The organism is Mesorhizobium sp. A556, assembly GCF_054489545.1.
In genome coordinates, this window is record NZ_JBTMXA010000034.1 from 1 (window position 1) to 10961 (window position 10961).

Here is a 10961-nt window from a genome sequence, read left to right on the forward strand (position 1 = left end):
GCTATGTGCAAAAGCAACTCGGCCACGCTAGCGCCGAAATGACACGCAAATACCAGCGCCGAAGGGATCGGTTCAGGGTCAATCTGACAAAAGCGTCGGGGCTGTAGGCAGAAGTCTCCTCCCCTGCCCTTGTTGCGCATCTAAACGGCCCAATTCGGCGGGGCGGGTCGCGCGCATCACTTCGCCCGCCAGCTTGGCTTGTCGTTACTGCGGTTAGCGGCGATCGGCGAAAAATGCAGCTTCCAGCGCTTCCGAAGCGATCCGTCTACCGCATCGCACAAATCCCTTCGCATCTGCTCAAAACTATGCGATTCAAAGCAAACCATGGTGACGTAGGGGAAGAAAACCATGAGCGTGTCGTCAGAAGCAAAGGCGCTAACCCCGCCGGACATCGCGGCCCGGAAAGGCGGAACACCTATCGTATGCCTTACGGCCTACACGACGCCGATCGCGAGCCTTGTCGATCGACATTGCGATTTAGTGCTGGTCGGCGACAGCGTCGGCATGGTTCTGCATGGACTTCCCTCCACGCTTGGCGTGACGCTCGACATGATGATCCTGCACGGCCAGGCGGTGCGGCGCGGCCTCGAGCGCGCGCTAATGGTCGTCGATATGCCGTTCGGAAGCTTTGAAGAGGGGCCGGAGCAGGCTTTTCGCAACGCCGCCCGCATCATGGCGGAGACCGGATGCGCGGCGGTCAAGCTCGAAGGCGGAGAAGCCATGGCGGAAACTATCCGCTTCCTGATCTCTCGCGGCATTCCGGTGATGGCGCATGTCGGCTTGACGCCACAGGCGGTCAACACATTTGGCGGCTACAAGGTCCAGGGACGGGGAAACGCCGCCGACCGCGTTCTTCGCGATGCGCAAGCCGCTACGGACGCCGGGGCGTTTTCGATCGTGCTTGAAAAGGTTACCGAACCGCTTGCCCGTACCATCACTGAAAAGCTCGCTATCCCCACGATCGGCATTGGCGCGTCGTCCGCCTGTGACGGGCAGATCCTCGTGGTTGACGACATGCTTGGCATGTTTACCGATTTCCGTCCCAAATTCGTCAAGCGCTATGCGGAGCTCGGCCAAGACGTTGAAACTGCGATTGCCGCCTATGCTGCGGAGGTTCGCGAGCGACTATTCCCCACGGATGAACATATATTCGGCATCACAAAGCTCTCCGCGACAAAGAAATCCGACATATGAGCGTCCCGATCGTTCGTACGCGTGCCGATCTTCGGTCCATCGTCGCCGATTGGCGCGGGGAAAAGGCCACTATCGGCGTTGTTCCAACGATGGGTGCGCTGCATGAGGGTCATCTCAGCCTTGTTCGCACCGCCTTGGCGAAGGCGGATCGGGTCATCGTCACGCTGTTCGTCAATCCAAAACAGTTCAACAACGCGGCCGATCTTGCCGCCTATCCCCGCACCGAACATGAAGACGCCGCCAAGCTAGGCCCGCTGGGGGCGCATCTGCTCTATGCACCGCACTCCGAGGAAATTTATCCGGCGGCCTTCTCCACCACCGTCTCGGTAAGCGGCGTCAGTGAGGGGCTTTGTGGCTCAGGACGTCCTGGACATTTCGACGGGGTAGCCACCGTTGTAGCAAAGCTGTTTCTTCAGACCGGTGCAGACATCGCCTTGTTCGGCGAAAAGGATTTTCAGCAACTTCAGGTCGTGCGCCGCATGGCACGCGACCTCGACATACCGATAGAAATCATTGGCTGTCCAACCGTTCGTGAGCCCGATGGCCTGGCGCTTTCTTCCCGCAATGTCCGCCTTTCAGGCGAGGAGCGGGCAATCGCTCCAAAACTGGCGTCAATTCTGACCGCCGCCGCGAAAAAACTCTCAACAGGTGTCGAGGCCGCGCCTGTTCTGCAAGCCGCCAAGAAATCGATCATGGCCGCCGGATTTCGCGAGGCTGAATATCTCGAATTGCGCTCGGAAACTGATCTTGCGCCGCTTGTTCGGGCAGATCTACCCTCCCGCCTGCTGACTGCCGCTTGGCTTGGCGAAACCCGACTGATCGATAATGTCGTTGTTCCGGCAAGCGCCGGACAAATGTAGCAAGCGGCTTGGCTCCCAGACGTGTCGAAACACAACCCGCTTGCCGAAAAAGTCATCGCGCCCTACCCCACCATCCTCGTTGTCGCCCCACTCGCCTTCAACGCAGCCATCATCATCGGCCCAACGGAAAACTCACCCGCCCTCGCCTTCTCGGTCAGCGCCCGAAGATATCCACCCGCCGAATGGATGTGCTGGGCTCGCTGCAGGATGCAGGCGATCACAATGGCAGCGGTTTCCGCCCCCATTGTATGGCAGGCATCCTCATAGGCCGACGGCGAAACCCCGAGATAGCCGCGCACCTGCGCCGCCGTGGCCATCAAATCACGCCAATTGTCGATCCCGTCGACTGCGTAATCGACAATTTCCGGGCAGGCCTTTAGCACTAGTCCCAGTGGATAGCCTTTCGGCGGCTCCTGCGTGCGTCGCTCTAGCTCACCCGCTTCCCTGCTTTTTTCTAAAGCCGGTTCAAATTCATAAGGGGCATTGGTATTTGAATCAGATTGCTGCCGCTCATTATGAGACTCATTGGCGCCTACATTCGTGGTTTTTATGAAATTTTCCAACATGATGCCCACTTCATCGCGCAGGACGGCAAGGTCAGCAACGATAGCCGTCAGTTCGTGCAAGACTGCACGGCGCGGGATTGCCTCCACGATCGCTCGGTATTGCCTCCACAGGCCTCCCCAGTCGCCAGAAGCACCTTCCTCTACAGCCACCTCGATGAGTTTGGAGATATCGCGTCTGTGCAGCGTGATTCGTTCGCGCATCAACTTGAGGGCTCTGTTCTCCGCGCGAATGCGCTCGGCCGCCATCTGGAACTCTTCGGAGCGAACAAGAAGCGGCGCCAGCGAGAAGCCAAAGGCATCCTCCAGGCCGCCGCTCACGCCCTTGCGGGCGTAGCGTTTGCCGTTCGGACTGTCGCGACGGGTAATAAGGCCGCAATCCAGCAAGGCCGCCAGATGCCGCCGAAGCGTGGCCTCCGCCATGCCATGTGCCCTGAGCGACAGTTGCTTGTTCGACGGAAACACGATCAGGCCGTTTTCTTCCGACAATTCGTTGTCGGGATAAAACGATAACAAGGCCGCCAGGATCGCCAGTGACCGGTCGCCAACACCGACAAGCGACTTGCCCTCGCAGATATCCCGGTAGAGCTGCCACTTGTCGACGGCCTTGCCTTCGGGAATTTCCCGAGAATCCTTTTGCGCCTGCAAATAAGCAAGCGTCATCCCTCGGCTCCCAAAGGGAGTCGTTGCGATATCCGTTTCCATTCTTCCTTCGCCTTCAATCAGGCAAAAAAAATCCGCTCGCCGAATCGACGTTCATCGCTTGACACTGATTCGTGGAAATGCGATTCTCGCTCTTGCAGGAATACGAGAGAGGCTTCCACGGTTCGCCGTTCGGGGGCCTTTTTCTTTTGCGGCTTCTAGTCTCCGTTTTGTTGTTTGGCGGACGTCAGAAAGCCCTCGTAAAGCTCATCCAGCCGTCCGGTGATGTATTCCGCGAAGCGTGGCCCGTTCGCATCTTCAAGCGTAACCGTAGCCTTCTTTGCCGTGGATTTGATTGAAACGCTGACCGACTTGTCGGCAGGAGCCCAGGACCTGGGTTCCGCTTGGCCAGGAGATACCGTAGCCTTGCTTGCCGTCCTTCCGGTCAGATGACGAGACAGCATCTCCAGCCTGTCGTCGCTGCTCGCGGTCTTGAATTCGTGTGAAGAGATCATGTCCGCGAGCGACCCGCCATGCACCCTGATCTTCTTGGCAAGATCGTACCAGCGGTCTCGGCCACTGTTCTTGGCGGCTCCAACAGCCGCAATGATCTCAGCCGGAATGTCCTTGGTTACGGAAATCATTTTGGAGACTACAGTCTTGTCCACGGACAACGCCGACATGATGACATCGCGATCGTAGCCTCCGCGCTCCAAGTTGGAGGCGAAGACAGCCTTCTCGATGAAAGAGAGATCAGCTCTGGCGGAATTCTCTTGTCCCTGGGCAATCACATGATCCTTGTCGTCCAATTCCTTGACGACCGCCCTCACCTGTCTTCCAAGCGCCTTGGCTGCTCGTACGCGCCGATGCCCGAAAACGATCATGTAGCGACCGACGGATCCGGGATGAGGCCGCACCAGGATCGGGGAATCCTGGCCCCGCTGGCGTATGGCTTCCACCAGTTCCTCGAACGCTTCCTTATCGTCGTCCATACGGTCGGAAATGAACGAAATATCGATGCCGTCTGGGTCGAGATCGATAACGGTTTCACCCGCAAGAAGCCGGGACTCGATATCCTTTGCGGCCTGCGCCTTCTCGGCAAGTTCGTCGATGGACCGGGTCATCGCCCCGAAAGCGCCCCGGCTGCGGGTTCTTTCCATGGCAGGTGGCAACGCGTCGCTTTGGGGAGGCGGGTTGACTGTAGTCAACCTTCCCTCTGTAAACGTGGTGAGCAGATTTTTTCTGGCCATCAGCGCCCCCATGCCCCGTGAATAAGATCCGCGATCTCAGAATTCACCCGATTCAGGGCTTCCATCGCACGGTCATAAGTAGACCGGGTGAATTGCGCGCGCTCGACCTCGTACAGCGACTGCTTGGTGATCCCCGCATCGGAAATGGCGGTACTCTTGAGCATCTCGTTGACGAGCACATGTTGCCGGAACAGCGAACGCATGAAAGCAACCATCTGGCTCTGCGGACCGTCCGTAGGCTCGTAACGGGTCACCAGGTAGCGAAGCCAGTCGAGCCGCATATTGGCCCCCGCCTTCTTCAGGGTCCCCATGATTTCACCCATCATCAAAAGAAACTGGCACATCGACATGACGTCGAGCATCTGCGGGTGAACGGTAATCAAAATCCCCGTTGACGAAGAAAGCGCCGTCAGCGTCAAGTAGCCGAGTTGCGGCGGGCAATCTATGATGACGATGTCGTAGTCGTCCGCGACATCGGCCACCGCCTCATCCAGGCGTCCGAAGAAAATCTGCCCCATGGAGCCGTCTTTCCTCGAAAGGGCGAGGGGCGTGTCGTATTCAAATTCCTGCAACTCCAAATTTGCGGGAACGATATCGAGGCCTGGAAAATTGGTCTTCTTCACGAGTGCCGAAAGCGGTTTTCTCTCGTCGTCGTAGCGTAGCGCTTCATAGAGGGATTCGTTGTGATCAATCTCAGGCTGGAAGCCATGCAGGGCCGATAGCGATGCCTGCGGATCTAGATCAATGGCGAGAACGCGGTGTCCCGTAAGCGCCAGATGTTGCGCAAGATGAGCCGCCGTCGTCGTCTTTGCGGAGCCGCCCTTGAAATTGACAACGGCAATAATTTGCAGATGGTCGCCGTCTCGGCGATGAGGAACGTATTTTGCCGCCGCCCGGCTGTTCTTGTCGAGGTAGCTACGCATATCCAGCAGTTGTTCAGCCGTATAGGAACGACGGCCGGACGGTGTTACCATCGGCTCCGGCCCCTTGCCTTCGAGAGACAGGTTCTTCAGGTAGCCGCTGGTGACGCCAAGATACTGCGCCGCCTCCGCAAGCTGGAATGGCCGGAGCGTTTTTTGGGCATTCGGCGGGAACATCGCCAAGCGATGCTCGTTCAGCATCGCGGACAACTCGTTCGCCTGCTGTGTGATCAGCAGATCAACTTCAGCGATCTCCTCTTTGAGGCTGGCTTTGGCATTCATCGGTATTTTCCGCACATGCGTTTTGAACGCCCATCTAGCTCACTAACCGCATGTAGCTCTGATTCCCTCGATCCGGCAAGAAATTTAATGTTAACGATAGGTTAACGGGAAGCCGAGAGTTGACCGCGGTCAACTCTCAACGCCTATCGCCTTGGCCGCTGGTGACTACATGCCGCCGGCTCGCTGGGTGGCAACAATGCCGTTTCGGCAAAGGAAACCCCATTCTGCACTGATCTGTGCCGGCATCGCCGCCCCGTTGGGTAGGGTCAGGGCCGCTCGCCCTGGTATTCATTGGTGTAGTAGCGCGAATAATCAAGGCGCCCCTTCACCACATCGCCGTTGCCATCACGCAGGATACCGCCATCGAACAGGTAACTGCCCATCCCTTCCATCTTGGCCGGATCGATGGTGCCGATGACGCCGTTCGCGCTTGTGAGATAATGCCCATCGATCAGCGCCTGCAACGACGCGCTCACCAGCGCACGGTCGGTCAACGCGTCGCTGTTGGCGGCAACCAGCATGTCGGCCGCTTCGTCGGGGTGATCGACAGCGTAGGCGTAGCCGCGCCTGGTCGCAGTGATGAAATCGGTGGCCGTCTGCTGGTTCTTGTCGAGATAGGACCGGCTTGAGCCGATGAAGTTGGGGTGCTGGTCCGGCACGCCGAAATCGGCGTAACGGAACGAGCGTTGTGGCTTGCCATCGAGTTCGGCCTTCACGCCCTCCCAGGTGTAGACTTCGAGGGTGAAATCCACCGCGCCATTGGCAAGCGCCTCATAGGCGGAGGTGCCGAGCGTTACCGTCTTGAAGGTATCCGTGCCGCCGTCGTTGCGGATGATGCTGCCAATGAGCGCCTTTTCCCAGTCGCTGCCGAAGCCGCCATAGATCTTGCCGTCGAGGTCTTTGGGACGCTGGATATCAGTGCGGCCGGCCTTGAAGACGATGCGGCCGGTTTCGGCCTGGCTGATCGCATAGGTAGCGACGAGGTCGGCACCGGTGGTGCGCTGCGTGAAAAGCGCCAGCGAACTCAGAACGCCGAAATCGGCGACATGGTTGGCCACCAGCGTGCCGGCGGCGGTATCGCTGTAGGGCAGGATGCTGACGTTGAGGCCGGCTTCGGCATAAAAGCCCTTCGCCTGCGCCACGAACAGGCCGATGTGGTTGGTGTTCGGCGTCCAGTCGAGCGCGATGGAAACGGGTCGCGACTGGGAAAAGGCCGGTCGTGCGGCGAAGAGGATTGCGGTAGTGGCGAGAAACTGGCGGCGGTCAAGCATGGTCACGTCCTTGGGTTGAGCAGGATTTGCAGGAGGCGGGATTCGATGGCGCTGGCTTCTGGCGAGGTCAGGTCGAGACGCGGGCGGGGCAGGGCGACGGTGATCTCGCTGACGACGCGCGCGGGCCGGGCGCTCAGCACATAGATGCGGTCGGAGAGAAAAACCGCCTCGCGCACATCATGGGTGATGAGCAGGGCAGTCCAGCGGTGGCGCTGCCACATCTCCATCAGCCAGTGCTGCATGGCGGCGCGGGTCAGCGCGTCGAGCGCGCCAAAGGGTTCGTCCAGTAGCAGCATGTCGCGCTGCTGCACCACGGTGCGCAGAAGGGCAGCGCGCTGGCGCATGCCGCCGGAGAGTTGGGCGGGATAATGCCGTTCGAAGCCGTTGAGGCCGAATTCGGCGAACAGCGGTGCTACGCATTCGCGCGCGGCCTTGCGGGAAAACCCCCGCACTTCGAGGCCAAGCGTCGTGTTGTCGATGATGCGCCGCCACGGCATCAGCGCATCGTGCTGCGGCATGAAGGCGAAGGGCTTTTTGCCCCTCTCTAGAAGCGCGCCGTCGAAGCGGATGTCGCCGCTATCCGCATCGATGCCGCCGGTCAGTAGCTTGAAGATCGTGGATTTTCCCGCGCCCGACGGACCGAGGATCGAGACGAATTCGCCCGCCTGGACATGAAGCGAAATATCGTCCAGCACGTCGAGCCCGTCGAACCGTTTGGCCAGTTGGCGCACTTCCAGCTTCATGGCTTTCGCCTTTCGCCGAGCCGCTCCCAGGGCATGACAAGGCGCTGGACCAGCAGCGTCAGGCCGAACAGCACCAGCGTCAGCGAGGCGCTGACCAGCACGGCGGCGAGCACCAGATCGGGGCGAAAATTGTTCTTGGCGTTGAGGATGTAGATGCCGAGCCCTTTGGCGGCCCCGGCATATTCCGCGAAGATCGCGCCGACCACGGCATAGGTGATCGAGATGCGCAGGCCGGCGAAGAAATAGGCCAACGCCGAGGGCAGCCGAGCCAGCCGGAAAATCTTGAACCGCGATGCGCCCATCGAGGCGAGCAGGGACTGGATGTCGGCGTCGGTCGCCTCATACCCTTGAGCCAGCGCCACCAGCATGGGGAAGAAAGTAACGAGCGCCACCAGCATGATCTTGGGCGCGAGGCCGAAGCCGAACCACAGCACGACCAGCGGCGCGATGGCGACCAGCGGCAGCGTCTGGCTGATGATGAAGACCGGAAACAGCGCGCGCCGCAGTGGCCTGAAGAAATCGATCAGCGTCGAAAACACGAAGGCCGCCATCAGCGAACAGGCAAAGCCAAACAGGGTGGCGCGGATGGTGGGCAGCGTGTTGTCGAACAGCGCCTGCCGATGCCGCATCGCCTGCGCCAGCACGCGCGACGGCGAGGGCAGGGTGGTGGGCGAGATGCCCGAAAATCGTGCGTAAAGCTCCCAGGCGAGAAACAGCGTGCCGACCGAAATCAGGGCAGGGCCGATCCTGCCGAAACAGGAAGCAAGCGCACGCGCGCAAGAGGACAAACGGGACATGGTACTACCTTGAGGATGCGAAAGGCGACGCGCGTCAGCGCGGCGTCGGGCTGTTCGCGGATACCGTCAGGTCGATGGTGACATGCCCTGCCGGCGGGCCGAACCGGCAGAACGCCGCTTCGAGCACGGCAAACACCGCGCCGGAATCGCCGTCCAGCCGGGTGCAGAAATTCTTGGAGCGGCCGAACACGCCCGAACGCTTCACGAAATCGATGCAGCCATAAATCTCGCCCATGTGATCGCCGGTGCCCATCACATAGAGCGAGAACTGAGCGGCGGCCGGCGTGCCGGTGATGAGGGCATCAGCGACGGCTTCAAGGGATGCGGCCTTGCGCGTCTCCAACGGCTCGCGCGGGCCGCCAAGTCGCGGCGAGGCGCAGATTTCATCGTCGGGTTCGCCGGGACAGCCGCGCGAAATGGCGGCGGAAAGCACGCAATGCGCGCCCGTGTTGGCGGCGGCGACATAGAGATCGCGCATGGCTGGAAACAGCACTTCGGGCGGGCCGACCAGCAGCGTCGAGATATCGTCGGTCTCGATACGCAGCCGGTCTCGATAGGGACCGAGCGCACTTAGCACGCTCATGATGACGCCGACGAAATCGTCGGTCATGGGATAAAGGGAAATTTGTGCGCCAGAAAACATCAGCCCCGCCTCGCTCCGCTGGTATTACCCAGATCAGCTTCTAGGGTCTGAGGGCATGGCGCCCGCGTCTCAGCCCCGGCAATACGGAGCACCCCTGTGGATGCACGCAATCAATCAGGTCGGGGAGGAAATGGCAAGCCGTTCCTGTGCGAAGTAGGCAAGGACGCTCACACCCGCGATGCTGATCCGCGTCAAGGTGCTACCTAGGTTATGAGACGATCCGCTGCTGGGCCAGGAAGCAGTCGATCTCAAGCGAGATTTGGTGTCGTGACGAAGTCATTATCACCATCGCCGGCAGGATGAGGCGTTCCACCGGGGTCGATATTCCGATATAACTCATCCAATGATTCTACCAGCTTAAGTCATCGTTAAGGCAACATTATCAGTCTTTTATTCCGCACGACAGGCGGTGCGGATCACGACAGCAGGAATAGCAATAAGCGCACGATCGATCTATGGTGTCGTCCATGATTCTGCGACCGAGGCCACATCGTGGCATGCTTATTTCAGCTCTTGAAGCGGGGTCAACACCGCCGCCTACGACGCCGGTGCCACCATGGCTGCGCAAGGCGGAGCAGGCCGAACGCCTTGAAAATCAAGGGGCAGGGGGCAAACGGGGCGGGGATCAGGGCTTTACCGCCAGCGGCCTATGCCGACGCCATTTGCGGTGCAATTGGCACGGCCGTCGGGGGAAAGCAGCGGGCAGGCGACCTGACGCAGTCGGAAGTGATGGTGCTGATGTGCATCGCTTACTTCCAGCCGATCACCCGCGGAGAACTCTCATCCTTCTTTGGCTAGGAGTTTCGCGCGACACGATCGGTACCCTGCGCGGCCAGACCTTCATCGCCTCGGGGCCGCGCAGCCCGACGCCCGGCGCGCCCTATACCTATGTCACCACAAAAACCTTTCTCTCCCACTTCTCGCTCGACACGCTGCGTGACCTGCCGGATTTCGAGGCCCTGGAAGATGCCGGCCTGCTCTCGAAGGAAAAACTGCTGGCCGGCGACATTCCGTCGGGGCTTGGGCGAGGGGAGGGCGACAGCGAAGAGGCAGAGACCGATATCGTTGAGGAGCAGCTGTCTTGAGTGGGTCGCTGCCGCGTTGCGCCTTCAGCGACGGCTGCAATTTACGACCATGCCACCAGATTCCACATTTTGATTGATGCTGCGTTAACGTTACGGTACCCCCCTAATGAGCTATATTGGAGCGGGCCAATTCCTAATCACTGTTTCCAGCGTCTCTGCTAGAAACCTTGCCGGAAGTGACGGATCTCTTCGGCCTACCAGGGCAACCTCGTAGTTTATTTCTTGATGGATTGGCTTGCACACATTCCGGCTTGAAAGTGCGAGAAAGTCCGCTGTGAAGGGGTCGACGATAGCGATAGAACCGGTCGCTTGTGCGAGCGCAGCAACAATCGGAGCCGAATGGGAAGACAGACGCGAGCGGCTGTTCATGAATTCCAGCAACTCTCGATCCGTACTGATGAAATTCAGATACATTGGATCCAAAGTCACGAATTCATCGTCGGCAAGCGCCATCAGGTCGATAGGGCTGGTCGTATTCGCCAGGGGGGATGGCTAGCTGGCAAGATGCAAACATAGGCGAATGATTTTCTAAAATACGTCGCAATGTTGGGGTTGTCGCGAATGGGATTAATGAGGGTTGTGTTGCAAACTTTTTGATAACCGCAGAAAGGGCGATGTCACGGTAACGGCTTGTGAGGAGCCATGGCGATAGACGCACATGCATGAACAACTTGCCCATCAGCTACAAGCGCCATCGCTTCCCGCCTCAGA

The 10961-nt window shown here is 59.5% G+C and carries 10 protein-coding genes, 1 pseudogene and 1 riboswitch; of the genes and pseudogenes, 3 read left to right on the forward strand and 8 right to left on the reverse strand.

Going from position 1 to position 10961, the window contains the following annotated elements:
- Positions 1 to 348 precede the first annotated feature (348 nt).
- Both panB and panC read left to right on the forward strand, forming a co-directional pair.
- On the forward strand, positions 349 to 1194 hold the full coding sequence (panB, locus tag ACX3P0_RS24765) for a 3-methyl-2-oxobutanoate hydroxymethyltransferase (protein WP_459092815.1): 846 nt from the start codon (positions 349 to 351) through the stop codon (positions 1192 to 1194).
- Positions 1191 to 2054, forward strand: coding sequence for a pantoate--beta-alanine ligase (gene panC / locus ACX3P0_RS24770; RefSeq protein ID WP_459092817.1), 864 nt, complete (start codon positions 1191 to 1193; stop codon positions 2052 to 2054). Before panB ends, panC begins: the two co-directional genes overlap by 4 nt.
- 62 nt (positions 2055 to 2116) lie before the next feature.
- On the opposite strand, the gene repC is transcribed toward panC, so the two are convergent.
- The 7 genes from repC to ACX3P0_RS24805 all read right to left on the reverse strand — a co-directional run bounded on the left by repC (position 2117) and on the right by ACX3P0_RS24805 (position 9165).
- Positions 2117 to 3322, reverse strand: coding sequence for a plasmid replication protein RepC (repC, locus tag ACX3P0_RS24775; RefSeq protein WP_459092819.1), 1206 nt, complete (start codon positions 3320 to 3322; stop codon positions 2117 to 2119).
- 155 nt (positions 3323 to 3477) lie between these two features.
- Positions 3478 to 4509: a plasmid partitioning protein RepB gene (gene repB / locus ACX3P0_RS24780; RefSeq protein WP_459092833.1), complete on the reverse strand. Its 1032-nt coding sequence runs from the start codon at positions 4507 to 4509 to the stop codon at positions 3478 to 3480.
- Positions 4509 to 5711, reverse strand: a complete 1203-nt coding sequence (gene repA, locus ACX3P0_RS24785; protein WP_459092821.1) for a plasmid partitioning protein RepA — start codon at positions 5709 to 5711, stop codon at positions 4509 to 4511. The genes repB and repA overlap by 1 nt, the downstream gene beginning before the upstream one ends.
- A gap of 266 nt (positions 5712 to 5977) precedes the next feature.
- Positions 5978 to 6988, reverse strand: a complete 1011-nt coding sequence (locus tag ACX3P0_RS24790) for an ABC transporter substrate-binding protein (RefSeq protein ID WP_459092823.1) — start codon at positions 6986 to 6988, stop codon at positions 5978 to 5980.
- Positions 6985 to 7725: an ABC transporter ATP-binding protein gene (locus ACX3P0_RS24795; RefSeq protein WP_459092825.1), complete on the reverse strand. Its 741-nt coding sequence runs from the start codon at positions 7723 to 7725 to the stop codon at positions 6985 to 6987. The genes ACX3P0_RS24790 and ACX3P0_RS24795 overlap by 4 nt, the downstream gene beginning before the upstream one ends.
- Complete coding sequence (locus ACX3P0_RS24800; RefSeq protein ID WP_459092827.1) at positions 7722 to 8522, reverse strand: ABC transporter permease; 801 nt, start codon at positions 8520 to 8522, stop codon at positions 7722 to 7724. The genes ACX3P0_RS24795 and ACX3P0_RS24800 overlap by 4 nt, the downstream gene beginning before the upstream one ends.
- A 34-nt stretch (positions 8523 to 8556) precedes the next feature.
- Complete coding sequence (locus ACX3P0_RS24805) at positions 8557 to 9165, reverse strand: YkoF family thiamine/hydroxymethylpyrimidine-binding protein (protein WP_459092829.1); 609 nt, start codon at positions 9163 to 9165, stop codon at positions 8557 to 8559.
- A riboswitch (TPP riboswitch) is annotated at positions 9158 to 9271 on the reverse strand. (Overlaps the previous gene by 8 nt.)
- Before the next feature lie 503 nt (positions 9272 to 9774).
- Between ACX3P0_RS24805 and scpB the strand changes: the two are divergent.
- Positions 9775 to 10250 (forward strand): annotated as a pseudogene (gene scpB, locus ACX3P0_RS24810) (SMC-Scp complex subunit ScpB); the annotation flags it as partial.
- Between the two features lie 111 nt (positions 10251 to 10361).
- On the opposite strand, the gene ACX3P0_RS24815 reads toward scpB, so the two are convergent.
- Positions 10362 to 10703 carry a type 2 periplasmic-binding domain-containing protein gene (locus ACX3P0_RS24815; protein WP_459092831.1) on the reverse strand — a complete coding sequence of 114 codons (342 nt, stop codon included), beginning with the start codon at positions 10701 to 10703 and terminating at the stop codon, positions 10362 to 10364.
- Positions 10704 to 10961 lie beyond the last annotated feature (258 nt).